General features: G+C 70.9%; 23 protein-coding genes. 13 read left to right on the top strand and 10 right to left on the bottom strand.

Annotated features, from left to right (window positions below; all coding sequences use genetic code 11):
* A partial coding sequence (locus HPT28_RS24270; protein ID WP_219093696.1) for a PucR family transcriptional regulator occupies nt 1-860 on the bottom strand: 860 nt, incomplete at its 3' end.
* A gap of 197 nt (nt 861-1,057) precedes the next feature.
* Here HPT28_RS24270 and HPT28_RS24265 point away from each other — a divergent pair.
* The 4 genes from HPT28_RS24265 (at nt 1,058) to HPT28_RS24250 (ending at nt 4,407) form a co-directional block, all read left to right on the top strand.
* Nucleotides 1,058-1,984: a proline dehydrogenase family protein gene (locus HPT28_RS24265; protein WP_219093694.1), complete on the top strand. Its 927-nt coding sequence runs from the start codon at nt 1,058-1,060 to the stop codon at nt 1,982-1,984.
* Nucleotides 1,985-2,054: 70 nt separating this feature from the next.
* Complete coding sequence (gene pruA / locus HPT28_RS24260; RefSeq protein WP_219093691.1) at nt 2,055-3,686, top strand: L-glutamate gamma-semialdehyde dehydrogenase; 1,632 nt, start codon at nt 2,055-2,057, stop codon at nt 3,684-3,686.
* A 155-nt stretch (nt 3,687-3,841) separates the two neighbouring features.
* Nucleotides 3,842-4,171, top strand: coding sequence for a hypothetical protein (locus tag HPT28_RS24255; RefSeq protein WP_219093688.1), 330 nt, complete (start codon nt 3,842-3,844; stop codon nt 4,169-4,171).
* Complete coding sequence (locus tag HPT28_RS24250) at nt 4,168-4,407, top strand: hypothetical protein (protein WP_219093685.1); 240 nt, start codon at nt 4,168-4,170, stop codon at nt 4,405-4,407. Before HPT28_RS24255 ends, HPT28_RS24250 begins: the two co-directional genes overlap by 4 nt.
* 66 nt (nt 4,408-4,473) lie before the next feature.
* Here the strand turns inward: HPT28_RS24250 and HPT28_RS24245 are convergent, their stop codons facing one another.
* Nucleotides 4,474-4,905: a GNAT family N-acetyltransferase gene (locus HPT28_RS24245; protein WP_374227012.1), complete on the bottom strand. Its 432-nt coding sequence runs from the start codon at nt 4,903-4,905 to the stop codon at nt 4,474-4,476.
* A gap of 346 nt (nt 4,906-5,251) precedes the next feature.
* On the opposite strand from HPT28_RS24245, the gene HPT28_RS24240 reads away from it, so the two are divergent.
* From HPT28_RS24240 to HPT28_RS24230, 4 genes are all read left to right on the top strand, one after another.
* Entirely contained in the window at nt 5,252-5,962 is a 711-nt protein-coding gene (locus tag HPT28_RS24240; RefSeq protein ID WP_219093682.1) for an HAD family hydrolase, read from the top strand.
* 254 nt (nt 5,963-6,216) lie between these two features.
* A complete protein-coding gene (locus tag HPT28_RS27230) occupies nt 6,217-6,345 on the top strand; it encodes a hypothetical protein (RefSeq protein WP_257579351.1) in 129 nt (42 codons plus the stop codon).
* A 108-nt stretch (nt 6,346-6,453) separates the two neighbouring features.
* Nucleotides 6,454-7,497 carry a 3-isopropylmalate dehydrogenase gene (locus HPT28_RS24235; protein ID WP_219093679.1) on the top strand — a complete coding sequence of 348 codons (1,044 nt, stop codon included), beginning with the start codon at nt 6,454-6,456 and terminating at the stop codon, nt 7,495-7,497.
* Between the two features lie 219 nt (nt 7,498-7,716).
* A complete protein-coding gene (locus HPT28_RS24230; RefSeq protein WP_219093676.1) occupies nt 7,717-8,820 on the top strand; it encodes a branched-chain amino acid aminotransferase in 1,104 nt (367 codons plus the stop codon).
* A 54-nt stretch (nt 8,821-8,874) separates the two neighbouring features.
* On the opposite strand, the gene HPT28_RS24225 is transcribed toward HPT28_RS24230, so the two are convergent.
* The 3 genes from HPT28_RS24225 to HPT28_RS24215 all read right to left on the bottom strand — a co-directional run bounded on the left by HPT28_RS24225 (nt 8,875) and on the right by HPT28_RS24215 (nt 11,739).
* The gene (locus HPT28_RS24225; RefSeq protein ID WP_219093673.1) at nt 8,875-9,345 is read right to left on the bottom strand and encodes a hypothetical protein; all 471 of its coding nucleotides are present in this window, start codon (nt 9,343-9,345) and stop codon (nt 8,875-8,877) included.
* A gap of 64 nt (nt 9,346-9,409) precedes the next feature.
* Complete coding sequence (locus tag HPT28_RS24220; protein ID WP_257579350.1) at nt 9,410-11,224, bottom strand: alpha/beta hydrolase; 1,815 nt, start codon at nt 11,222-11,224, stop codon at nt 9,410-9,412.
* Complete coding sequence (locus tag HPT28_RS24215) at nt 11,218-11,739, bottom strand: hypothetical protein (protein WP_219093670.1); 522 nt, start codon at nt 11,737-11,739, stop codon at nt 11,218-11,220. Before HPT28_RS24215 ends, HPT28_RS24220 begins: the two co-directional genes overlap by 7 nt.
* A gap of 466 nt (nt 11,740-12,205) precedes the next feature.
* Between HPT28_RS24215 and cimA the strand changes: the two genes are divergently transcribed.
* A complete protein-coding gene (cimA, locus tag HPT28_RS24210; protein ID WP_219093667.1) occupies nt 12,206-13,834 on the top strand; it encodes a citramalate synthase in 1,629 nt (542 codons plus the stop codon).
* A 1-nt stretch (nt 13,835) separates the two neighbouring features.
* Here cimA and HPT28_RS24205 read toward each other — a convergent pair whose 3' ends face one another.
* The 4 genes from HPT28_RS24205 to ureA all read right to left on the bottom strand — a co-directional run bounded on the left by HPT28_RS24205 (nt 13,836) and on the right by ureA (nt 18,193).
* Nucleotides 13,836-14,408 carry a TetR/AcrR family transcriptional regulator gene (locus HPT28_RS24205; RefSeq protein ID WP_219093699.1) on the bottom strand — a complete coding sequence of 191 codons (573 nt, stop codon included), beginning with the start codon at nt 14,406-14,408 and terminating at the stop codon, nt 13,836-13,838.
* Nucleotides 14,409-14,593: 185 nt separating this feature from the next.
* Entirely contained in the window at nt 14,594-15,631 is a 1,038-nt protein-coding gene (locus HPT28_RS24200) for an agmatine/peptidylarginine deiminase (RefSeq protein ID WP_219093664.1), read from the bottom strand.
* Nucleotides 15,632-15,743: 112 nt separating this feature from the next.
* Nucleotides 15,744-17,432: an urease subunit alpha gene (locus HPT28_RS24195; protein ID WP_219093660.1), complete on the bottom strand. Its 1,689-nt coding sequence runs from the start codon at nt 17,430-17,432 to the stop codon at nt 15,744-15,746.
* Nucleotides 17,429-18,193 carry an urease subunit gamma gene (gene ureA, locus HPT28_RS24190; protein WP_219093657.1) on the bottom strand — a complete coding sequence of 255 codons (765 nt, stop codon included), beginning with the start codon at nt 18,191-18,193 and terminating at the stop codon, nt 17,429-17,431. The genes HPT28_RS24195 and ureA overlap by 4 nt, the downstream gene beginning before the upstream one ends.
* Nucleotides 18,194-18,438: 245 nt before the next feature.
* On the opposite strand from ureA, the gene HPT28_RS24185 reads away from it, so the two are divergent.
* The 3 genes from HPT28_RS24185 (at nt 18,439) to HPT28_RS24175 (ending at nt 21,951) form a co-directional block, all read left to right on the top strand.
* A complete protein-coding gene (locus tag HPT28_RS24185) occupies nt 18,439-19,863 on the top strand; it encodes a cytosine permease (protein ID WP_219093654.1) in 1,425 nt (474 codons plus the stop codon).
* A gap of 248 nt (nt 19,864-20,111) precedes the next feature.
* Nucleotides 20,112-21,707, top strand: coding sequence for an acyl-CoA carboxylase subunit beta (locus HPT28_RS24180; protein ID WP_219093651.1), 1,596 nt, complete (start codon nt 20,112-20,114; stop codon nt 21,705-21,707).
* Between the two features lie 28 nt (nt 21,708-21,735).
* Nucleotides 21,736-21,951 (top strand): acyl-CoA carboxylase subunit epsilon, encoded by a 216-nt coding sequence (locus tag HPT28_RS24175; RefSeq protein WP_219093648.1) that lies wholly within the window; start codon nt 21,736-21,738, stop codon nt 21,949-21,951.
* Between the two features lie 159 nt (nt 21,952-22,110).
* On the opposite strand, the gene HPT28_RS24170 is transcribed toward HPT28_RS24175, so the two are convergent.
* Nucleotides 22,111-22,281 (bottom strand): hypothetical protein, encoded by a 171-nt coding sequence (locus HPT28_RS24170; protein ID WP_219093645.1) that lies wholly within the window; start codon nt 22,279-22,281, stop codon nt 22,111-22,113.
* Between the two features lie 544 nt (nt 22,282-22,825).
* On the opposite strand from HPT28_RS24170, the gene HPT28_RS24165 reads away from it, so the two are divergent.
* The coding region (locus tag HPT28_RS24165) for a nitrate- and nitrite sensing domain-containing protein (RefSeq protein WP_219093642.1) at nt 22,826-25,468 on the top strand (2,643 nt) is incomplete at its 3' end.

Genomic DNA, 25,468 nt, shown 5'->3' with positions numbered 1-25,468 from the left:
GGCAGCCCGGCGCTGACCCCGGCCGTGGCGACCGGCCCGGTGCGGGGCCCGGCGACCGGCCCCGGGCCCGCCCCGGCGCTCGTGGCGGAGCCGGTGCCGTCCTGGGCGCCGCTGCGGGGCGAGCGCAGGAGCCGCTCACCGGCGCTACGGGCGGGGTCGAGCCCCTCGGGCGTGTGCAGCCGGACCAGGGCCGCCAGGGCCCCCTCGGCGGGGGCGACGGCGTCCCCGGGCCGTACCGGGCACGTCACCGGTACCTGGGGGAGGCGGGTGGCCGGGGGCCCGGCGCCCTCGGCGCGCCACGGGGTGACGGCGACGACGGCCAGTGGGCGCCCGGCCGCCGGGCCGAGCGCCGAGCGCAGCTCCTCCGCGGCGGCCAGGCGCTCACCGGGCGGCCCGGTGAGCGCGGTGTGCAGCAGCTCGCCGAGGCGGGCCCCGGCATGGGCCTCGGCCGCCAGGAGCGCCCCGATGCGGTCGGCCGTGGCGAGAGCCTCGGTGAGCCGGGGGTCGTCGAGCTCCAGGGTGCCGTCGTCCAGGAGCCAGATGTAGCCGTGCGCGACGCCGCCGTGCCGCACGGGCAGGCAGATGCGCCCCTTGACGACCCCGGCGGCCGGATCGGGCGGGATCCGGACCGGGCCACGCGCCCGGGTGATCCCGAACCGCTCGAACCAGGCCCGGACGGCGGCCGACGAGCGGCGCTGCATGATCGACCGCGTGCGGACGGGGTCGAGCACGAGGTCGTCGTCGCTCTCGGTGCTGTGGGCGCCGAAGGCGATCAGCGTGAAGTCGCGGTCCTCCAGGGTGGCGGGGGCGCCCAGCAGCGCCGACACCTCGTCGATCAGGCCCTGGTAGTCCTCGCGCATCGCCGGTCCGCCCCTCTCCTCGCAGCCTGCGGCGCCGGCCTCTGGCGCCGACGTCCCGCCCACCCCATTCTCATACAACTGTCTGAGATTCGTGCCACGCGAGCGTGACAGGTGTCGATGGCCCGTCACGGGCGCGATCCTTAGATTTTGCGGCGGCTCACCCTGCCGTTGAAAGAATGTCTTGTTGGAGGTGCCCGTTGCTGGGTCCTGTGCTTCTCGCCGCCGCGCGCAGTGACGGCATCCGCCGCCTCGTCTCGGCCGCCCCCTTCACCCGGCCCGTCGTGGACCGTTTCGTGGCCGGAGAGCGCCTGGAGCACGCCGCATGGGCCGTCCGCGACCTGACCGGTCGCGGGCTGGAGGTGACCCTCGACCACCTCGGCGAGGACGTCACCGACCCCAGTGAGGCCCTCCGCGCCCGCGACGCCTACCTCGCCCTCGCCGACGTCCTCAAGGAGGAGGACCTCGGCGACCGCGTCGAGATGTCAGTCAAACTGTCCGCGTTCGGCCAGGCACTGCCCGGCGGCCACGACATCGCCTACGCGAACGTGCGCCCCGTCGTCGAGGCCGCGGCCGCGGCCGGGACCACGGTGACCCTGGACATGGAGGACCACACCACCGTGGACTCCACGCTCGCCATCCTCGCCGAGCTGCGCAAGGACTTCCCGCAGACCGGCGCCGTCGTCCAGTCCTATCTCTTCCGCACCGAGGAGGACTGCCGCGCACTGGCCGGGGAAGGCTCCCGGGTGCGCCTGGTGAAGGGCGCCTACAAGGAGCCCGCCGAGGTCGCCTACCAGAACAAGCACGACGTCGACCGGGCGTATGTACGCTGTTTGAAGATCCTCATGGCCGGTCAGGGCTACCCCATGATCGGCTCGCACGACCCGCGGATGGTCGCCATCACGCAGGAGCTCGCCCGCCGCTTCGGCCGCAAGCCGGACGAGTACGAGTTCCAGATGCTCTACGGCATCCGCGAGGCCGAACAGGAGCGCCTGGTCGCCGCGGGCCACCGGATGCGCGTGTACGTGCCGTACGGCACCGACTGGTACGGCTACTTCATGCGGCGTCTCGCCGAGCGGCCGGCCAACCTCGCGTTCTTCCTGCGCTCGCTCGCCACCCGCGGCTGAGCGCGGGCCCACCCGGCGGCTCACCGCCACTGCCGTCCCTCTCCCCGACCCCGAAGGAGACATGCCAGCCATGGATGCTGTGACCCAGGTCCCCGCCCCGTACAACGAGCCGGTGCACGGCTACGCCCCCGGCAGCCCTGAGCGGGCCCGCCTGGAGCGCAAGCTGAAGGAGCTGGCCGAGAACCCGATCGACCTCCCCATGACGATCAACGGGGAGAAGCGCATGGGCGGCGGCGAGCGCTTCGACGTCGTCCAGCCGCACGCCCACGCCAAGCGGCTGGGCACCTACGCGAACGCCACCCGGCAGGACGCCAAGGACGCCGTCGACGCCGCCCTGGCCGCCGCCCCGGCCTGGCGCGCTCTGTCCTTCGACGACCGCGCCGCCATCATCCTCAAGGCCGCCGAGCTGCTGGCCGGCCCCTGGCGCGAGACGATCGCCGCCTCCACCATGCTGGGCCAGTCCAAGACCGCCCAGCAGGCCGAGATCGACGCACCCTGCGAGCTGGTCGACTTCTGGCGCTTCAACGTGCACTTCGCCCGCGAGCTGCTCACCGAGCAGCCCCCGATCCAGCCCAAGGGCGTGTGGAACCGGCTGGACCACCGTCCGCTGGAGGGCTTCGTCTACGCGATCACGCCGTTCAACTTCACGGCCATCGCGGGCAACCTGCCCACCGCCCCCGCGCTGATGGGCAACGTCGTCGTCTGGAAGCCCTCGCCCACCCAGACCCACTCCGCCGTGCTGCTCATGGAGCTGCTGGAGGAGGCCGGGATGCCCCCGGGCGTCATCAACCTGGTCACCGGTGACGGCAAGGACGTCTCCGAGGTCGCCCTGCCGCACCCGGAGCTGGCCGGCATCCACTTCACCGGCTCCACCGGCACCTTCCAGCACCTGTGGCGCGAGGTCGGCAACAACATCGCCGGCTACCGTTCGTACCCGCGCATCGTCGGCGAGACCGGTGGCAAGGACTTCATCGTCGCCCACCCCACCGCCGACCCGGCGATCCTGAAGACCGCCATCACCCGCGGCGCCTTCGAGTACCAGGGCCAGAAGTGCTCCGCCGCCTCCCGGGCCTACATCCCGCGCACCCTGTGGGAGGGCGGCCTGCGCGACGAGCTGGCGGCGGAGACCGAGGGCCTGACGATGGGCGACGTCACCGACCTGTCCAACTTCATCGGCGCCGTCATCGACGACCGTGCCTTCGCCAAGAACAAGGCCGCCATCGACGCCGCCAAGGCCGACCCGTCCTGCGAGATCATCGCGGGCGGCACCTACGACGACTCGGTGGGCTACTTCGTCCGCCCGACCGTCATCGCCTGCTCCGACCCCGAGAACGACGTCTTCAAGACCGAGTACTTCGGGCCCATCATCGCCGTCCACGTCTACGAGGACGAGAAGTTCGACGCGATGCTGGAGCAGATGGAGTCCGTCTCCGCCTACGCCCTGACCGGTGCCGTCCTCGCCAAGGACCGGGCCGTCCTCGCGAAGGCCTCGGACAAGCTGCGCTTCGCGGCCGGCAACTTCTACCTCAACGACCGGCCCACCGGCTCCATCGTCGGCCAGCAGCCCTTCGGCGGCGCCCGTGCCTCCGGCACGAACGACAAGGCGGGCTCGAAGTTCAACCTGCTCCGCTGGATGTCGCCGCGCTCCATCAAGGAGACGCAGGTCGCCCCGACCGACTACCGCTACCCGCACATGGGCTGACCTCCTCAGCCCCACCCGGGCCCGGCCCCCGCACCGCGGGGCCGGGCCCGCCCGTTTCTCCGGACTCGCTTCCGCACTCCCGTGCGCCCCAACCGGCACCGCTCCGCGCCCGCGCAGCGTCGGCAGCACCGTTCGTGCCCGCCCGAGGAGCCGCCGTGGCCCGCGAAGCCGACACGACAGCGTGTGAGAAGACGCCCGCCGCGATCCGGGCGGCGCTGGAACGTCGCCCGGACTGGCTGCACGGCTTCGAGCAGGACTTCCTCAGCGCGGCGGCGGAGCTCGACCAACCCGCGATGGACGCGGCCCTCGATCGCTGGTTCCCCGCCGCGTGCGCCTGTGTGACACCGGGCTACCTGGACGAGGTCGAGAACGACGTCCGCCGGGTGCGGCAGGGTGACACCGCGGGCATGGTGTTCCGCGACGCGGAGGGGAACGCCTGTGACGCGGACGGAGTGCCCTTGTCCTTCTGCGCGGGTGAACGATGAGCACGGACGCGATCCGTTACGCCGAGCGCGTGGCGCAGCGCAAGGCGGCGTCACCGGCACCACAGCGCAGCGCGCTGGAAAGGCTGGAGAAGCAGCTTAGCGCCAATCCTTTCGGGAACGGCGCACAGAGCAACCAGGACAACGGCCGGACGGCGTTCCTCAGCGGCGGAATGATCGTCCATGGCGTCTCCAACCGCCATGTTGTGATCCATGTCGTCGACCTGGTCGCCGTCTGAGGGCGAGTGTGCGGGCCGACGGCAAGGGGGCCGGGCGGCGAGCCGCTGACCAGGCGGCCGGGTCCGTCAGCCGTCGGTGCGGACCGGGAGGGCGGTGACGATCTCGTCGTCCTCCACCTCGCCGGTCGGGGTGAAGCCGAGCGACGCGTACAGCCGGGCCGAGGCGTGGTTGGCCGGGTGGTAGGAGAGGCGCAGCTCGCGGCAGTCGGGCTGCTCGGACAACCACCGCATGAGCGTCCGGAGGGCCGCCCGTCCGATGCCCTGTCCCTGGTGGTCCGCGTCGATCAGCAGGCCGCCCAGCCAGTGCGCACCGTCCGCCGGGTCGAAGCCCCACATGACGTGCCCGACGACGTGGCCGTCGGTGCAGACGGCCAGGGAGTTCCACGCTTCCTCGCGCATCGACAGCAGCAGGTAGCGGGCGCCCAGCGCCGCGACGAAGGCGCGCTGCTCGTCGCGCGGAGCGACGTCGGCGACCGCCCGCCAGTTGTCCTCGGTCACTGCTTCGAGTGAGACCGTCCGTCCCCGCCGGTCACTGAGTCCGTAGTCGATGGCATCCACAAGCAGGCATCCGACCACGTTTCCCGGCCGGACGCACCCCTGTAAGGCGCCCCTACGTGGTACGCAGGGCGAGGCCGGTGATCTCCTCGGTGATCGTGAAGCCCTTCGCGGGCCCCTCCGGGATCGTCACGTCATCGGCGCTTCCGGGGCGACAGCGGTCACGGGACACCTCCTCCTCAAGTCTGGGCGTGCGGGTACACGTCGCACAAGCGACGCGGTCACGCTGAGCAGCCGGGTATACGAGGAACCGACACTGCGGTCGGATCTTCACCCTTAGGCTGGGCGCATGGCGATTCGGGCGATTCTGTGGGACGTCGACGACACCCTCTTCGACTACACCGGGGCCGACCGGGCCGGCGCGCTGAGGCACCTCGCCGAGGAGGGGCTCCTGGACGCCTATCCCTCGCCCGAGGCCGCGCTGGAGCGGTGGCGGGAGGTGATGGAGGAGCAGTTCGCGCTGTTTCTCGCCGGGGAGCTGGAGTTCCACGAGCACCGCAGGGGGCGGGCCAGGGGCTTCCTCGGGAACGCGGGGCTGTCCGACGCCGAGGCCGACGCCTGGTTCAACCGCTACGTCGTGCACTACGAGGCCGCCTGGTGCCTGTTCCCGGACGTCCTGCCCGCCCTGGACGCGCTGCGGGACGGCTACCGGCACGGAGTGCTGTCGAACTCCTCCACCCGTAACCAGGATCGCAAGCTGCGCAGGCTCGGGATCCGGGACCGGTTCGAGGTACTGGTCTGCGCCGACGACATCGGCTGCGCCAAGCCGGACCCCGGGGCGTTCCGGGCCGCCTGCGCCGCCCTCGGGCTACCGCCACACGAAGTGGTGTATGTGGGAGACCAGTTGACGACGGACGCGCTGGGTGCCCTGGACGCGGGGCTCGCCGGGGTGTGGCTCGACCGGCTGGGCCGGGAGGCCCCGGACGGGATCTTGTGCATCAGGGGACTGGACGAGCTTCGGCAGGCACTCGTGTCGCACCCGTCCCAGAACACTCAGTAACCCCTGCTGACCTGCCGTGATACCGCGGGGGAGTGGTGTTCGTCTCAGATAGTAGGAAGGCAAACTATTTGGCGAGACATCACAGGCGATCGCTCGTACCGTAGGAGCAGCCGAACATCTCGCTCCATCAGCGAACGGCGGATGAGGCACCGTGCTCGACGCAGGTCACCCCTGCCGCGCGGAGGCCCCCGCCCCCTCTCCGGCGTTTCCGTTTTTCCCTTCTCGGGGTCCGCCTGCCTGAAGGAGCCTTGATCATGGACGCCAACACCCGCCGCCGCACCCGCCGTGCCGCCCGCACCACCGACCCCGCCCGTAAGAACGCCGCAGCCGCGCTCCAGCGTGCGCTGGACCGTCGTGACAACGGCGGAGCCACCGGCCACTGAGCCGCGGCAGGGATGGTTCGGGTGGCGGTGGAGCCCCCACCGCCACCACACCGTCCGTATGGTGGACGAAGCCTGGTCGAAGCATGGGACGGGAGTAGGGTCCGACGCATGGCGCGAAGCATCAATCTCGCAGTGATTCCCGGCGACGGCATCGGCCCGGAGGTCGTGGCCCAGGGCCTGAAGGTCCTCACCGCCGTCCTCCCGCAGGACGTCAAGCTGGAGAGCAGGAAGTACGACCTCGGCGCGGCCCGCTGGCACGCGACGGGGGAGACGCTCCCGGATGACGAGCTGGAGCAGCTGGGACAGCACGACGCGATCCTGCTCGGCGCCGTCGGCGACCCGAGCGTGCCGTCGGGCGTGCTGGAGCGGGGGCTGCTGCTCAAGCTGCGCTTCGCCTTCGACCACTTCGTGAACCTGCGCCCCTCGAAGCTGTTCCCCGGCACCGCCACGCCGCTGGCCGGGCACCCGGACATCGACTTCGTCGTCGTCCGCGAGGGCACCGAGGGCCCCTACACGGGCAACGGCGGCAGCCTGCGGACGGGCACGCCCGCCGAGGTCGCCACCGAGGTCAGCGTCAACACCGCCTACGGCGTCGAGCGCGTCGTGCGGGACGCCTACGCCCGCGCCCAGGCGCGTGCGCGCAAGAAGCTGACCCTCGTGCACAAGAACAACGTCCTCGTGCACGCCGGTTCCCTGTGGACGCGCGTCTTCGAGCGCGTCGGCCAGGAGTACCCGGACGTCACCACCGACTATCTGCACGTCGACGCGGCGACGATCTTCCTGGTCAACGACCCCGCGCGGTTCGACGTCATCGTCACCGACAACCTCTTCGGCGACATCATCACCGACCTCGCCGCCGCCGTCACCGGCGGTATCGGCCTGGCCGCCTCGGGCAACGTCAACCCGACGGGTGCCTTCCCCTCGATGTTCGAGCCGGTGCACGGCTCCGCTCCGGACATCGCCGGCAGCGGCAAGGCCGACCCCACCGCCACGGTCCTCTCCGTGGCCCTGCTGCTGCGCCACCTCGGCTACGAGGCCGAGGCCGCCCGCGTCGAGAACGCCGTCACCGCGGACCTCGCCGAGCGCGAGGGTGCCGCGGCGCGCTCCACCGACGAGATCGGCGACGCGCTCGCCGCACGAGTAGCCGGCTGAGTCCGGCTCCCGCTGCCCAGCGTGCCGGACTCCGCGTCCGGTCGCTGTGCCTCGCGGCGGCCGGGTGCGACCATCTCACCCAGGGCCGCCGCACACCCGTTTCCCTGACGCGGCACCCCACGCGCGATAATCGGACGTGGGGCCGCCGCGTCAGGAGAAGCTAGGACGTCCACGTATGTGCGCGCGGTCCGCCACACCACCACAGTGAAGGACGCGCTCATGACGACGCCCCGAATCGAATTCGGTCTCAAGCCCTCCGCCCACCCGCTGTCGGCCGCGGAGCGTGACAAGGTGCTGGCAGCCCCGGGCTTCGGTCGGCACTTCACCGACCACATGGTCACCATCCGGTGGACCGAGGGCCGCGGCTGGCACGACGCCCGGCTGGAGCCGTACGCGCCGTTCCAGATCGACCCGGCGAACATGACACTGCACTACGCGCAGACGATCTTCGAGGGGCTCAAGGCCTACCGCCAGGCCGACGGCACGGTCGCCACCTTCCGTCCCGAGGCCAACGCGCTGCGCTTCCAGCGCTCCGCCCGCCGCCTGGCCATGCCGGAGCTGCCCGTCGAGACGTTCATCGAGGCCTGCGACCTGCTGGTCCAGCAGGATGTGGACTGGGTGCCGGGCGTCGGCGAGGAGTCCCTCTACCTGCGGCCGTTCATGTTCGCCAGCGAGGTCGGCCTCGGCGTCCGGCCCGCGGACGAGTACCTCTTCGTCGTCATCGCCTCCCCGGCCGGCCCGTACTTCCCGCAGGGCGTCAAGCCGGTCTCGGTCTGGCTCTCCGAGGAGTACGTGCGCGCGGCCCCCGGCGGCATGGGCGAGGCCAAGACGGGTGGCAACTACGCCGCCTCCCTGGTCGCCCAGGCCGAGGCCGCGGCCCAGGGCTGCGACCAGGTCGTGTGGCTCGACGCCATCGAGCGCCGCTACATCGAGGAGATGGGCGGCATGAACCTGTACTTCGTGCTCGGCAGCGGTGACGATGCCAAGGTCGTCACCCCCGAGCTCACCGGCACCCTGCTGCCCGGCATCACCCGGGACTCCCTGCTGGCCATCGCCGCCGACATGGGCTACGGCACCGAGGAGCGCCGCATCTCCACCGAGGAGTGGCGCGAGGGCAACGCGAGCGGCGCGATCACCGAGGTCTTCGCCTGCGGCACGGCGGCCGTCATCACGCCGGTCGGGTCCGTGAAGTCGGCCCGCGGCAACTGGACCGTCGGGGACGGCGAGCCCGGGCCGATCACGATGAAGCTGCGCGAGTCCCTCCTGGCCCTCCAGTCGGGCCGCCGCCCCGACCCCCACGCCTGGATGCACCGCCTGGCCTGACGGCTACGTCGTTTGGGGGGCTCGCGCCGCGAGCCCCCCAACGTGCCGCTCGCATCAGTAGTGCTCGACTGTCTGGCCGGCTGGCACCTGGTAACACGCAGATGCCACGCTGACGAGAATCATCGGTGTGGCATCTTCCTTGCGCTTCTCCCAGAGCTGGATATTGATGCCGAATTGGCGCGCAGGGTGGTCTGCGACCAACGTCAGGGTGCGGGCACGGCTTTTGTTCGGGCCGTAACTCACAATCTCCCACCCCTTTTCGGGGAGTTCGTCACGTAGGGACTCCATGGACGTGGCGAGACCGCCCTCGTCGTTGCTGGAGATGCTCCACGTGTGCCGCATCATGAAGTGTTGATCCGAATCCGTATCGTCCCCCGGGCAGGCACCAACGCCCGGGCCTGGCTCCGAGACCTCACCTGTCAACGCGATGATGTTCAGGATTTCACTGGACACGTCTTGTGTATCGGACCGTACCTCTGATACGGCGCGGATTTCGGCCGGTTCGCTTGCAGATTCCTTTTCCATGAAGCCACATCCCGTGAGAACTATCGCGAGCAAGGGTACCCACAGGGGGGTGCGGAGGTTCTGGTTATTCTTCAAGAGTGACCCTGTCATAATTTCCGGTCACAACGGCTGCCTGGTTCAGCAGGCTCTCGGAGTCCTCTTTCCAGTAATCGCTGTGCCCGTGGGTGTCGGTGGACATTTGGTTGGCGCCGAAGATCTCGTCACTTGGGACGATGCGGACGCCACCCTCGTATTCCCACTGCTCGCCGCCATGACTCCACCGGCCGATGTCAGGGACGGCGTCACCCTCCGCCTCCTGGTTCCATACGTGACCCTTCGGTACGTCCATTTCGGACGCCTTGCCCACTTCGACGCCGGGGCTCCCCGCCAAGACGATGTCGTCTGCCTGCAGATCGTGTAGACGTGCTGTCGCTCCGATGAGCGTGGTGCCATAGGAGTGCCCGACCGTCGTGTAATGTCCACCTGAGTCCGTTGTGTTTGACTCGTGTACGCCATTCATGAATTTCGCGAACCCCTCGGACCCGTCGTGAGCGTAATGCGAGAATGGGGCGTCCTTCACTACGGAGTCCGGCGCATCGTAGTCCATCCACATGATGGTGGAGACGTTTTCTCCGGAAGCCATTGGTGCTGAGGCACCCCAAAGGCTGTTGACGCGCTTGATGTCGCCTTCCACTTTGCTCAGTTCGGACCCTGTTCCTGGAACGTAAACGGCGGTGTGATCGGCTGTATCCGGGTTGCCGTTGGCGATGACGACACGGCCGTCTGCTTCAGGGATGAACTTGAGAAGATACGCTTCAGGGAGCCCCTGGACTCCGGTGGAGTCGAAGCGGTCCTCAATTGCTTCCATGCCCTTCAGAGCTTTGGTCAGCCTTTCGTGCTCATCGCCGTACTTGTCCTCCCACTCCTGGACCTTGGCCGCTCGCTCCCGCCAGTCCGTCTGCTCGGACTGTCCAGGCTGGGCATAGAGCGCGGGCGTTGGCGGGATGGCCGTGAGTCGGGTCTCGTAATCGCCCCTGGTCTGGGCGAGGACGGCGCGGTTGGCCTCGTCGCGGACGTCGGAGGGGATGCCGTCGAGGGCGCCGATGGAGGCGGGGTAGAGGGCCGTGTAGTCGGCCTTCTCATCCGGGGTGAGGCCGTTCCACCAGGCGGCGTTCTCCTTGGGGGACTTGCCCTCGGGGATGTCCTTCGGGTCGAGGTAGGCGCCGGCGACCTCCTGGACGGCTTCCTGGTCACCGTGGACGTCCGCCCAGTCCGCGGAGCTGACGGTGAGGTCGTTCTGCGCCTTGAGCTCGCGGAGCTTGGGAGCCCAGGTCTGGTCGGCCTCGGTCGCCTCCTTGAGGGCCTGCGCGATGCGGTCGGCACAGTCCTTGGCCACGGCGTGCTTGGGGTTCGGGTCGAGATGGGCGGCCTGGTCGGCGAGCCCGTTCGCCGCCGCGTCCTCGTAGGAGACCGCCGTGCCGCCCTCGGGGGTCTTGCCGTCGACCTTCTCTCCTGCCGCCGGGAACGTGACCGAGCCGTCGCTGTTTACGGTGAGGCCGGCGGACGCGGCGTCGTCCAGGGCGGCGTCGAGCTTCTTCTTGGCCGCCCTTAGATCGGCCGCGAAGCCGTTCAGTGTGGCGCGGACGAGCCCGCACTCGACCTGGGTGTAGTGGAGGTTCTCCCCGAGGCGCTCCAGGCGGCGCCGGGCCGCGGACGCGGCTTCGCCGACTAGGCCGGTGGCGTCCCCGCCTCCGCCGGGCGCGGGCATCGTGCGGGCGATGATCTCGTTGGCCAGACGGTCCTTGGCCGTGCTGGCCGCGTTGCTCACCGCGTGGTAGCCGTCCGCCGCCTCCTCGAACTCGTCCGGGTTCACGGCGCGGAGCGTTGCGAGCGTCACCATGGGAGTGCCTCACTCCAGGAGAACGGGGCCGTCAGGGGATGAGGGCCGCTGCCCGGGCCGGGCTCCTCCGGCTTCGTCTGCTGCTGGCGGAACGCGGCGGCGGTGGCCTCCTCGTTCTTGTAGTGGTCGTTGCCCGCCTTGGTGAGCTTGTCGCCGAGTTCGTCGGCCTCGCGCTTGATCAGGTCCAGGTAGCGGTCCCAGGAGTCGTGGACGGTCGCCTGGGCTGAGCCGGTCAGGAGGCCCGTCGCCGTCCTGTCGCCCGCGCTCATGCCTTTCTGGCCCTCGTCGAGCCTGGTGATGCCCGTGCGGAGGTTGTCGCGCAGGGAGCCGACCCCCTCCGCGGCCGTGGTCCACAGCTTGGTGGCCGACCTGAGGCTCGGCCCGCCGCCGTTCGGCCCCGCGGTGCTGTTCCACGAGCCGTCCGCCGACGCCAACGACGTGTGCACCTCGGTGGCCGAGCCTCGGGGCTCGCTCTCCTGGACCAGGGTCCAGATGGCTGAACTGGGCTCTCGCACGGTGAGTGGTCCCCTCCTCGCGCGGCTGGACAGCCGCGCGCTGGTCTGCGTCCGTTGCGGTAAGGGACATTCTGCGTACCGAGTGTGAGCGCGTGCCTGAGTACGGATACTCAGATCAGGGCAGGGGCCCGGGGTGGACACGGAATCCCGGATGCTGAGACGGCGACCGTCGCGGCGGGTCGGTGTGGTTGACTGCTGGCGTGCTCTCGTTCGCCATGATGATTGGTGACAGCGCGCCGGTCCGCAGTGACCGCTGAACCGCAGGTAACCCGATGGCGGCAGTGGACACCGTGTCCCAGACCCGCGCGCCGACCTCTCGCACCCGCGAGGGGTTTTTTCGTTATCCGGCACCTTCCGGTCCACCCGCACCGGAGGAATCCGGGGCGCGGGGGATGATGGGGACAAGTGGAGCTGTGTCAGACAGAACTACCGGTCCCACTCGTTTCACGTAGGAGTCGAACCCACCATGACCACGGCAGCCCCCGACGATTCGTTCCACGTCTTCGACACGACGCTGCGGGACGGTGCCCAGCGTGAGGGCATCAACCTCTCCGTCTCCGACAAGCTGACCATCGCCCGGCACCTGGACGAGTTCGGCGTGGGGTTCATCGAGGGCGGGTGGCCGGGGGCGAACCCGCGGGACACCGAGTTCTTCGAGCGGGCCCGCACCGAGCTCGACCTCCGCAACGCGCAGCTCGTCGCGTTCGGGGCGACCCGCAGGGCGGGGGTGGCGGCGGCCGACGATCCGCAGGTGCGGGCGTTGGCCGACTCCGGTGCGCCGGTGGTGACGATCGTGGCCAAGTCCCACGACCGCCATGTGGAGCTGGCGCTGCGCACCACGCTGGAGGAGAACCTGGAGATGGTCGCGGACACCGTGGCCTACCTGCGGGAGCGCGGCTGCCGGGTGTTCGTGGACTGTGAGCACTTCTTCGACGGCTACCAGGCGAACCCGCGGTACGCGAAGCGGGTCGTGCGGGCCGCGCACGAGGCCGGGGCGGACGTCGTCGTGCTGTGTGACACGAACGGCGGCATGCTGCCCGCGCAGGTGCAGGCCGTGGTGCGGACCGTCGCGGCGGACACGGGCGCGCGGCTGGGCATCCACGCGCAGGACGACACCGGGTGCGCGGTGGCCAACACACTGGCGGCGGTGGACGGCGGGGCCACGCACGTCCAGTGCACGGCCAACGGGTACGGGGAGCGGGTGGGCAACGCCAACCTCTTCCCGGTCGTCGCCGCGCTCCAGCTCAAGTACGGCAGGACGGTCGTCCCGCCCGAGGCGCTGCCGGAGATGACGCGCATCTCGCACGCCATCGCCGAGGTGGTGAACCTGACGCCGTCGACGCACGAGCCGTACGTGGGGGTGTCGGCGTTCGCGCACAAGGCGGGGCTGCACGCGTCCGCGATCAAGGTCGATCCGGACCTGTACCAGCACATCGACCCGGACGCCGTGGGCAACTCCATGCGCATGCTCGTCTCGGACATGGCGGGGCGGGCCTCCGTCGAGCTCAAGGGCAAGGAGCTGGGCTACGACCTGGCCGGTGACCGGGACCTGGTGGGCCGGGTCGTGGCGCGGGTCAAGGAGCAGGAGCTGCGGGGCTACACCTACGAGGCCGCGGACGCGAGCTTCGAGCTGCTGCTGCGCGACGAGGTGCACCGTGCCGCGCGGGACGACGCGGAGGGGCGCGGCGCGCCGCGGTTCTTCCGGGTGGAGTCGTGGCGGGCCATCGTCGAGGACCGCCCGGACGGCACCCACGCCAACGAGGCGACGGTGCGGCTGTGGGCCAAGGGGGAGCGGGCCGTGGCGACGGGCGAGGGCAACGGTCCCGTCAACGCGCTGGACCGGGCGCTGCGCGTGGCGCTGGAGAGCGTCTACCCGGAGCTGGCCCGGCTGGAACTGGTGGATTACAAGGTGCGCATCCTGGCGGGCACGCACGGCACGGAGTCGACGACGCGGGTGCTGATCTCCACGACGGACGGAACCGGTGAGTGGTCCACGGTGGGCGTGGCGGACAACGTCATCGCCGCGTCCTGGCAGGCTCTGGACGACGCCTACACCTACGGGCTGCTGCGGGCCGGCGTCGAGCCGATGGAGTAGCTCAGCCGTCGGTGGACGGGCGCCCGGAGGCGGGCTCGGCCATGAGCGAGTCGTCGAAGTAGTCGTGGATGTGGCCGAGCACCGTCTGCCGGTCCATGCCGGGCAGACCGACGACGAGGTGGACGGCGAGCCCGTCGAGGAGGGCGCGGGAACGGGTGGCGAAGCGGTCGGCGTCGACGGTCCGGAACTCGCCGCGGGCCATGCCCTCGACCAGCAGGGCGACGAGGTCGCGGTGCCAGGCGAGCTCCAGTTCGAGCTGGCGGGTGCGCACCTCGTCGTCGGCGTTCTGGGAGCGGTTCCACACCTCCAGCCACAGGGCCCAGGCCGGGTCGCGCGGCCCGTCGGGGAGGTAGAGGTCGACGAGGTGGTCGAGGCGCTGCCGGGCGGGGACCTGGCGGGCGAGGGCGGCGCGGCGTTCGACGCCGAGCCGCTCCTCGCTCCACTGGAGGGTCTGGAGCAGCAGCTCGTCCTTGGTCTTGAAGTAGTACAGGAGGTGGCCGCTGCTCATGCCGACCTGGCGGCCGAGCCCGGCCATGGTGAGCCGTTCGAGGCCGAGCTCGGCGATGGTGTCCATGGCCGCGGCCAGCAGGCGTTCGCGTGGCTGGGCGGGCCTGCGGGAACGGCTCTCGCGTGTCGTCGTCCCTTTGCCGGCGTCCGCCCGACCTGCCACGTTCCCACTCCCTGTGCGCTTGTGTGCCGCGGCCCCGGGCCGTCCGGGGCCGCGGTTGGTGCTCTCTCGGCTCGTCGCGGCCCTGGTCCCTAGGCCGCGACGCGCGGCTGCTGCTGCGTGATGCAGTGGATGCCGCCGCCCGCTGCGAAAATCGTACGTGCGTCGACGAGGGTGACCGTACGGTCGGGGAAGAGACGGCGGAAGATGTCCGCGTTGTGCTCGTCCATCGGGTCGTCGAAGCCGCACAGGACGACGCCGTCGTTGCACAGGTAGTGGTTCACGTAGGAGTAGTCGACCAGCTCGCCGTCCACCTCGGTGACCGTCGGTGCGGGGAGTTCGACGACCTCCAGCGGGCGGCCCTTGGCGTCGGTGGAGGCGCGCAGCAGCTTGACCGTCTCCTGGCAGAGCGTGTGGTCGGGGTGGGACGGGTCGGGCTGCACATGGGCGACGACGACGCCGGGGGCGACGAACGCGGCCACCAGGTCCACGTGGCCGCGGGTGCCGAACTGGCCGTAGTCGGCGGTGAGTCCGCGTGGAAGCCAGATGGCCTTGGTGGTGCCCAGGTGGTCGTGGACCTCCCGCTCGACCTGCTCGGCGGTCCAGCCGGGGTTGCGGCCGGGGTCGAGCTGGACGGTTTCGGTGAGCAGGACGGTGCCCTCACCGTCGACGTGGATGCCGCCGCCCTCGTTGACGAGGAGGGAGGCGTAGGTCCGGGCGTCGGCGAGCGAGGCGACGTGGGCCCCGGCCTTCGCGTCGTGTTCCCAGCGGGCCCAGGGCTGGGCTCCCCAGCCGTTGAAGATCCAGTCCACGGCGGCGAGCCGGCGGCCGTCGGTGACGAACGTGGGGCCGATGTCGCGCATCCACGCGTCGTCGACCTGCTGTTCGACGACGGTGATCTCCGGGCCGAGCTGGAGGGAGGCCACGGTGGCCTGGTCGGGGGAGGCGACGACGGTCACGGGCTCGAACCGGCTGACGGCCCGGGCCACGTCGGCCCAGGCGGTGCGTGCCTCGGCCAGCGACTCCTCGGTGTCGAAGGTCGGGTTCGGGCCGGGCCAGGCCATCCAGGTGCGGTCGTGGGGCGCCCATTCGGGCGGCATGTGGAAACCGTGCGCGGCAGGGGTCGGCATGGTGGGTGTCCTTCGCGGGAAGCGGCGGCCCGGACTGCGGGCCGCGGGGTCGGCTCGGTCGGCGGGAGGCGAGGGGAGTCGGGGAGTCCCGGTGGAGGGGAGTTAAGGGAGCTCAGAGGAAGTAGAGGCGGTTGAGTGACACGCTCTCGGCCGGCTCGGAGCTCAGCGGTTCCCCGTCGAGGGTGACGAGACCGGTGCGCTCGTTGACGTTCACGTGCCCGATGCGGGCGTTGTGGACGAGGTCGGCCGGGCCGATGCCGCGGGTGCCGCGGACGGCGACGCGGCGGCGGCGCGTGGGCAGGGTGTCGCGCCCTTCGGCGAGGGCGGCCTGGGCGACGAAGGCGACGGAGATCTCCGCGGGGGTGGCCCCGTGGGAGCCGAACTGCGGGCCTAGCACGAGCGGTTCGCAGGTGTCGGTGGCGGCGTTGGGGTCGCCGGTGACGCCGTAGGCGGGGAAGCCGGACTTGAGGACGAGCTGCGGCTTGGCGCCGAAGTAGGCGGGGTGCCAGAGCACGATGTCGGCCATCTTGCCCACCTCGATGGAGCCGATCTCGTGGGAGAGCCCGTGGGCGATGGCGGGGTTGAGGGTGAGCTTGGCGATGTAGCGCAGCACGCGGGCGTTGTCGTCGCCCTCGCCGTCGCCCTCCATGGGCCCCAGTTCGTGCTTGAGCTTGGCGGCCATCTGGAAGGTGCGGCGGATGGTCTCGCCGGCGCGGCCCATGCCGAGCGCGTCGGAGGAGGTGATGCCGATGGCGCCGAGGTCGTGGAGGACGTCTTCCGCGCCCATGGTTCCCGCCCGGATGCGGTCGCGGGCCATGGCGGCGTCGCCGGGGAGGTCCGTCTTGAGGTCGTGGACGGAGACGATCATGCCGTAGTGCTCGCCGACGGCGTCCCGTCCGAAGGGGAGGGTCGGGTTGGTGGAGGAGCCGATGACGTTGGGCACCCCGGCCATCTTGAGCACGTTGGGGACGTGTCCGCCGCCGCAGCCCTCGATGTGGAAGGCGTGGATGGTGCGGCCGTCGAGCACGGCGAGGGTGTCCTCGACGGCGAGGCACTCGTTGAGCCCGTCGCTGTGCAGGGCAACCTGCACGTCGTGTTCCTCGGCTACGCGCAGGGCGGTGTCCAGGGCGCGCCGGTGGGCGCCCATGTCCTCGTGCACCTTGAACCCGCAGGCGCCGCCCTCGGCGAGGGCCTCGACGAGCGGGGCGGGGTGGGAGGAGGAGCCGCGGCCGAGGAAGCCGATGTTGACCGGCCAGGCGTCGAAGGCGCTGAACGCGTGGCCCAGGGCCCAGGGGGAGTTGACCCCGACGCCCCACACCGGGCCGAACTCCTGGCCGATGATCGTGGTGACGCCGGAGGCCAGGGAGGCCTCCATGACGCGGGGGGCGAGCAGGTGGACGTGGGTGTCCACGGCGCCCGCGGTGGCGATCATGCCCTCGCCGGAGACGATGGTCGTCCCGGTGCCGACGACGACGTCGACGCCGTCGAGCGTGTCCGGGTTGCCGGCGCGCCCGATCGCGTGGATGCGGCCCTCGCGGATGCCGACGGACACCTTGCGGATGCCCTGCACGGCGTCGATGACCAGCACGTTGCTGATGACGACGTCGCAGGTCTCGCGGACGGCGGCGGCCTTCAGGTGCAGTCCGTCGCGGGCGGTCTTGCCGAACCCGGCCAGGAACTCGTCGCCGGGCTTCTGGGAGTCGGACTCGACGCGGACGACGAGGCCCGAGTCGCCGAGGCGGACCCGGTCGCCGGCCCGGGGGCCGTGGACCGAGGCGTACTCGTGCGGGTCGATCGTCATCCTTCGCTCCCATCGGTGGTCGTGCCCCGTGCCGTCCGCGGACCGGAGGGCGTGGTGTGCGGGCCGTCCTGGGGGCCTTCCCGTGACGCGGACGTGCCCAGGTAGCCGCAGGCGGCGGCGCGGCGCAGGGCCTCTTCGCGGGCGCCGGGGGCGTCCAGCGGGCCGTCGACCAGCCCGGCGAAGCCGATCGCGACGCGTGCGCCGCCGATCGGCACGAGCGGGGCGCGCACGCTCTCGCCGGGGCCGAAGCGCAGGGAGGAGCCGGCCGGGACGGCGAGACGCATGCCGTAGGCGGCGGCGCGGTCGAAGTCGAGCCGGGGGTTGGCCTCGAAGAAGTGGAAGTGAGAGGTGACGCTGACGGGGACGGACGCGGTGTTCCGCACCGTCAGCGTCACCTCCGGCTCGGGCTCCGCGGATGCGGGCCCTGGCAGTACCGCGCCCGGTCCGTCCACCGTCGCGGCACCGATCGGCTCGGGTACCACTGCGAGCCGTGAGCCGTCCTCGAACACCGCCTCGACGTTGACCTCGGTGATCACCTCGGCCACGCCGGGCAGCACGTCGTCGGGGCCGAGCACCGCCTGGGCGGCGGCGATCGCCTCCGCGAGACGGGCGCCGTCGCGGGCGGCCTCGCAGACGGTGTCGGCGATGAGCGCCGTCGCCTCGGGGACGTTCAGCCGCAGGCCGCGGGAGCGGCGTGCCCTGGCCAGCTCGGCGGCGCTGAACAACAGCAGCCGGTCGCGTTCCGTCGGGGTGAGCCGCACCCGGCACCTCCTGCTCGTCGTGGCGTGTCGGTCCCGAACCGGGGGCCCGCTCGACGGGCTCCGGGTCGGGACTGGGTCCTCAAGGACCCTGGTGTTTGAGTGTCACTCTAAACGTTATCGCGAGTTTCGCAGAAAGTCTTGACCTGGGCCACGTGGCGCCTCACATTGAAACGCATGTCTGGTTAGAGCAGTGCTCTAAATATGTGAACTCATAAGTAACCGCCACGTCCCCAGGAGATCCGCGCATGGAGATCGAGCAGTACGGCGTCGACACCATTCCCGAGAAGGACCGCACCAGTCGCCCGCGCGACCTGGTCAGCTTCCTCATCGGCTCGAACCTGGCACTTGGCGTGGTCATCTTCGGCTGGCTGCCGGTCTCCTTCGGCCTCGGCTTCTGGCCCTCCGTCTCCGCGCTCGTGCTGGGGACGATCGTCGGCACGCTGCTGATCGCACCGCTCGCCCTCGTCTCCCTGCGCACGGCCACCAACCTGTCCACGTCCAGTGGCGCCCAGTTCGGCGTGCGCGGCCGACTCGTCGGGTCGACGATCGGGCTGCTGCTCTCCCTCGGGTACTCGGCACTGACGCTCTGGGTCGGCGGTGAGGCGATGGTCGCCTGCCTGCACCGGATGTTCGGACTGCCGGAGAGCTCGACCGGATACGCCGTCGTCTACGCGCTGCTCGCCGCCTGTACGGCCTTCGGCGCGCTGTACGGCTACAAGCTGCTGTTGCGGGTGAGCAAGATCCTGGCCATCGGCATGACCGCCCTGCTGGTGCTCGGGCTGTTCGCCTACGCCCCCGACTTCACCACCGCGCCGGTCGCCGACACCCCCTACCTGCTGGACGGCTTCTGGCCCACCTGGGTGCTCGCGGTCGTCGCCGCCGGGCTGAGCGGTCCGGTTGCCTTCATCCTGTTGCTGGGCGACTACACCCGCTACATTTCCCCGAAGCGCCACTCCTCCCGCGGTGTGTGGCTGGCCACCTGCCTCGGCCTGGTCGCCGGCCTGCTGATCCCGCAGCTCTTCGGCACCTTCACCGCCCTGGCGGTGGGGGCGGGCGCCGACTACGCGGGCCCGCTGGTCGCCGGCGCGCCCGTCTGGTTCCTGGCTCCGCTGCTGCTGGCCGCCTCGGCCGGTTCGGTCGGCAACGCCGGGCTGATGCTCTACTCCATGGGTCTGGACCTGGACGCCATCGTCCCGCGCACCACCCGGCAGCGGGCCACCTACGCCGTGGCCGTGGTCTCGACCGCGCTCGTCTACCTCGGCCACTTCGCCTGGGCCGCGCAGGACGCCATGACCTCGTTCGTCCTGCTGCTGACGGCGGTGGGCACGCCCTGGGCCGTCATCGTGCTGATCGGGTACGTGCGCTGCCGGGGCGAGTACGACAGCGAGGCGCTGCAGGTCCTCAACCGGCGGGCGCACGGTGGTGCCTACTGGTACCGCGGCGGCTGGAACCCGCTGGCCACCGGTGCCTGGGCGGCCGGTTCCGTGGTGGGGCTGTTCGCCGTGGACACCCCGCTCTACACCGGCCCGCTGGTGGACACCCTCGGCGGACTGGACTTCAGCTTCCTGCTGTCGGCCGCCGTCGCCGCCGTCCTGTTCTGGCCGTTCTCCCGGCCCGCCGCACCGGCGCCCGCCGTCGCCCCCGACCCGGAGCCGGCCGTCGCGGCCTGACGCCACGCCCCGCTTCGCGCCCTGACCTGCGATTGTGCTGCCTGGACAACGCCCGGCGAACCGCGGGTAACCAGCGAGTGGCGCCGCACTGTGGAACCCCTACAGTGCGGCGCCACTCGCTTCTGTGGCATCACCGCTGGAGCTCCCTCGTGACAGGGGGGTTCTGTCCAGCGCGGCCATGAATATCCGGCGGAGACTGTACGAATCCAACGACGGGGATAGCGCCCCCGGTTTCGTAGGGTCTATACATGACCGATCTCTCCCAGGCCCCGGAGGCCGCCGCCGTGAACGCGACGGACGCGCGTGGCCGCACCGCCGAACTGCACGCCCTCCGTGAGCAGGCCCACCGCGGCCCCAGCGAGCGGGCGACCGAGGCGCAGCACGCGAAGGGGAAGCTGACGGCGCGGGAACGGATCACGTTGTTGCTGGATGAGGGGTCGTTCCGTGAGGTGGAACCGTTGCGGCGGCATCGTGCCTCGGGGTTCGGGCTGGAGGCGAAGCGTCCGTACACCGATGGTGTGGTGACGGGGTGGGGGACGGTGCACGGGCGGACGGTGTTCGTCTACGCGCATGATTTCCGGATCTTCGGTGGGGCGCTGGGTGAGGCGCATGCGACGAAGATTCACAAGATCATGGATATGGCGATCGCGGCGGGTGCGCCGTTGGTGTCGCTGAACGACGGTGCGGGGGCGCGGATCCAGGAGGGCGTGACGGCGCTGGCCGGTTATGGGGGGATCTTCCAGCGCAACACGCGGGCCTCGGGGGTGATCCCGCAGATCTCGGTGATGCTGGGGCCGTGCGCGGGCGGTGCCGCCTACTCGCCGGCGTTGACGGACTTCGTGTTCATGGTGCGGGACACCTCGCAGATGTTCATCACGGGGCCGGACGTGGTCAAGGCGGTCACGGGTGAGGACATCACGCAGAACGGGCTGGGCGGTGCGGACGTCCACGCCGGCACGTCGGGGGTGTCGCACTTCGCCTACGACGACGAGGAGACCTGCCTGGAGGAGGTCCGCTACCTCCTCTCCCTCCTCCCCCAGAACAACCGCGAGAACCCGCCCGGCGTCGTCACCGAGGACCCGGCGGACCGGCGGTGCGAGTCACTGCTGGACCTCGTCCCCGCGGACGGCAACCGGCCCTACGACATGCGGAAGGTGATCGAGGAGCTCGTCGACGACGGCGAGTACCTGGAGGTCCACGAGCGCTGGGCCGAGAACATCATCTGCGCCCTGACCCGCCTCGACGGGCAGGTCGTGGGCATCGTGGCGAACCAGCCGCAGAACCTGGCCGGGGTGCTGGACATCCACTCCTCGGAGAAGGCCGCGCGGTTCGTGCAGATGTGCGACGCCTTCAACATCCCGATCGTCACCCTGCTGGACGTGCCCGGCTTCCTGCCCGGCGTCGACCAGGAGCACGGCGGCATCATCCGCCACGGCGCCAAGCTCCTGTACGCCTACTGCAACGCGACCGTCCCGCGGGTCTCGGTCGTCCTGCGGAAGGCCTACGGCGGCGCCTACATCGTCATGGACAGCCAGTCCATCGGAGCCGACCTCACCTACGCCTGGCCGACGAACGAGATCGCCGTCATGGGCGCCGAGGGAGCCGCCGGGGTGATCTTCCGCCGGCAGATCGCCGAGGCCGACGACCCCGAGGCCATGCGCGCCCGCATGGTCAAGGAGTACAAGACCGAGCTCATGCACCCGTACTACGCCGCGGAGCGCGGACTGGTCGACGACGTCATCGACCCGGCCGAGACCCGGGAGGTCCTGGTCCGTTCGCTCGCCATGCTCCGCACCAAGCACGCCGACCTGCCGTCCCGCAAGCACGGCAATCCGCCGCAGTGACCCTGCCGCAGTGAGAGGGAGAAGCCCTGTGAGCACCACCGAAGCCACCAGCCTGGTCCGCGTCGAGAAGGGGCGCGCGAGCGACGAGGAAGTAGCCGCCGTCACCGCGATCCTGCTGGCCCGGGCCGCCGGGAGCGGCACGACCCACTCCGCCGCCGGACACCGGCCGACGCGTACGGCCGCCCGCTGGCGGCGGCTGGAGCGCACGCCGGGGTTCCGTGCCCCGCACAGCTGGCAGCTCTGAGACGCCGTCACACGCGATGAGGCCCGCACCGACCGGTGCGGGCCTCATCGCGTGTGACGGCCTGCGGAGGCCGGGGCGCGTCCTGTGGCTCCGGTGCGCCGTCCGGGGCTTCGCCCCCGGCCGGCGCACCCGTCCAGCGCCACGCCCCGACGCCCGGGGTCAGCGCTGGGGCGCATCCATCAGCGTCGTGCGCCGGGGGTTGGCCGTCGCCTCGGGCAGCTCGGTGCCGTGGTCGTGGCCTTCCGGCAGGAGCTCTTCGGCATCCGTGAGGTGTGCCAGCGTGGTGCGCTGGGGGTTGGCGACGCTACGCATGCTCAGGGTCGTCTTCACGGTGACTGTGCCTCTTCGTGGTCCGGACGCGGTTACTGGTCGGTGTGCAAATCACGAGAGTAAAACGATCTGCCCGTCAGATGGTCGTTACAGTCACCCCGAGGCTTGTGATTTTGCTCACCCATTGAGCGACAAACCAGACAAAGAAGTCCAAGGGGTAGGGGTGATGAAAGCGCCGAAAACGGATAGACCGCCACGTTCCACTTCCGGCTGCGACGAGCGGCGCGGTGGGCGTGTCTGACCGCCTCGTGGGGAAAAGTCCAAAATTACGTGTCGCGAATTTCGCAATCAGTGACGGAATTACTGCACACCGTCATTGCGTACTCGGGGTGATCCGTGGCCCTTGTTGGGAGATCGGGCACTGTGCTGGAATCTCACGGACCGCCGTAGGGCTTCAGCCGGCGCGCAGGGGGCGCTCAGCGCCGCGCGGCGGGTGCGGACTCGCGTCGGTCGCTCACGACCGTCGGGCGGACCATGCGGTCCACCGACTCGATACCGTCTTCCCGAACCCGGGAAGACGCCTGGTCCAGAGGTTGCGACGCTAGTGCAGGGACGTTTCAAGAGGGATGGCAGCGCTGCGGGGGACCCGGAGCTGCGCGGTGCAGGTGACCGCGGCTCCGCCCCTCAGCGCGCGCAGGACGGCGGTTCCGGCACCGTCGCACCGGACGGCATGGACGGCCGGTCGCCGGCCAAACCCTCGGCAGCCGCACCGGCGTCGGGTGCCGCGGAGAGCGGCGAACCTTCCGGCTCCGCGCCCAAGGCGCCCAAGGGCGCCGGCTCCCGCCTGGCCCTGAAGAACTGGCGCATCAGCACCCGTCTGGTCTCGCTGCTCGCCCTCCCCGTCGCCGCGGCGACGGTGCTCGGCGGCATCCGCATCGCGGACGCCACCAGCGAGGTCGAGCAGCTGGAGAACATGCGGCTGCTCACCGAGATGACCGAGCAGGCGACCCAGCTCGCCATCGCCCTCCAGGAGGAACGCGACCGCTCGGCCGGTCCGCTGACCGCCCACGGCAACGCCAAGGACGACACCGTCGTCGGCCCGCGGGAGGCCACCGACCGCGCCCGGAAGGCGTTCAACGACGCCGCCGAGGCCCTCACCGAGGACAATGACAACCACCTCACCGGTGTCCAGGCGACGATCATCGACATCGGCCGCCAGCTCAACACGATCAAGAACATCCGGGACCGGGCCTACGACGACCCGAAGGCCGTCGGTGACACGGTCAGCGAGTACAACGGCCTGATCGACTCCCTGCTCGCCCTCTCGCAGGACATGGCCCAGGCCACGAGCAACCCGGAGATGATCCAGAGCACCCGCGCGCTGGCCGCCTTCTCCACCGCCAAGGAGTACGCCTCCATCCAGCGCGCGGTCATCAGCGCCGGGCTCGCCCACCCCGACGGGCCGCAGCTGTCCGAGAACGACCGTCGCTACGGCCGCTCGGCCAACGAGAACGAGACGGCGTTCCTCAACCGCTTCAACGTCATCTACGGCCCCGAGGAGGCCGCCGAGCTGATGACGCCGCTGAACGGCGGCGACCACAACATCACCTCGGCCAACGAGTACGCGGACCGCGTCTTCAAGCGGCCCCACGGCATCACGTCCGAGACGCGCTCGTACATGGACTGGTACGACCAGGACCGGACGAAGATCGACGCGATGAAGCGCATCGAGCAGACCCTGCTCGACGAGATGGACGACCAGGCCCGCGAACTGCGCGCCGAGGCCCAGCAGGACGCCCTCATCAACGGTGCCGTGATCCTGCTCGTGCTCGGCATCTCGCTGGTCGGCGCGTTCGTCGTCGCCCGCTCCATGGTCCGCTCCCTGCGCCGGCTCCAGGACACGGCCCAGGACGTCGCCCGCAAGCGGCTGCCCGAACTGGTCCGCGAACTCTCCGAGGCCGACCCGCAGGACGTCGACACCACCGTCGAGTCCGTCGGTGTGCACAGCCGCGACGAGATCGGCCAGGTGGCCGCGGCCTTCGACGACGTCCACCGCGAGGCCGTCCGGCTCGCCGGCGACCAGGCCATGCTGCGGGGCAACGTCAACGCGATGTTCACCAACCTCTCGCGGCGCAGCCAGGGCCTCATCCAGCGGCAGCTCTCCCTCATCTCCGAACTGGAGTCCCGCGAGGCCGACCCGGACCAGCTCTCCTCGCTGTTCAAGCTCGACCACCTCGCCACCCGCATGCGCCGGAACGGCGAGAACCTCCTCGTCCTCGCAGGTGAGGAGCCGGGCCGCCGGTGGACGCGCCCCGTCCCGCTCGTCGACGTGCTCCGCGCCGCGGCCTCCGAGGTGGAGCAGTACGAGCGCATCGAGCTGAGCGCCGTGCCCGCCACCCAGGTCGCCGGACGCGTCGTCAACGACCTCGTGCACCTGCTCGCCGAGCTGCTGGAGAACGCCACCTCGTTCTCCTCGCCGCAGACCAAGGTCAAGGTCACCGGCCACGCCCTGCCCGACGGCCGGGTGCTGGTGGAGATCCACGACACCGGTATCGGCCTGTCCCCCGAGGACCTGGCGGCGATCAACGACCGGCTCGCCAACCCGCCGACGGTGGACGTGTCCGTCTCCCGCCGCATGGGTCTCTTCGTGGTCGGCCGGCTCTCCCTGCGGCACAACATCCGCATCCAGCTCCGCCCCTCCGAGTCGGGCGGCACGACGGCCCTCGTCATGCTCCCCGTCGAGGTCAGCCAAGGCGCCAAGGCCAAGCCGACCACCCCCGGCGCGCCCGGAGCACCGGGTGGTCCCGGCGGCAACGGCGGCGGCGGTGCCCCCGGCGGCAACGGCGGCATGGCGAGCGCCTCGCTCCAGCGTGAACCCCGGGGCGGCTCGGGTGCGCCCGGCCCCGGCGGCAGCAAGCTCGCCGCCCTGCACACCCGCGGCAAGGGCCCGGGCGGCTCGCGACCCGCGCTTCCGGCCAACCCCGGCTCCGGGCCCAGTGGCTCCGGTCCTGGCGGCCCCGGGGGCGGCAACTTCGGCGGTGCGCCGGGTCACCCCGGCTCCGCCTCGGGCAACCCCGGGATGGGAAACCACCGCGCGGGTAACCCCGCATCCGGTGGTCCCGCGGCTCGTCCCGGCCCGGGTGCACCCGCGGCAGGCGGCCGCCCCGGTCCCGCCAGCCGGCCCGCTCCCGGGGGCGGCCCCGGCGCCGCCGGCGGCCCCGGCTCCCACGGCGCGGGCAACCGACCG

The organism is Streptomyces sp. JJ38 (assembly GCF_019303475.1).
Taxonomy (GTDB): domain Bacteria; phylum Actinomycetota; class Actinomycetes; order Streptomycetales; family Streptomycetaceae; genus Streptomyces.
This window is presented reverse-complemented; position numbering and strand designations above follow the sequence as displayed.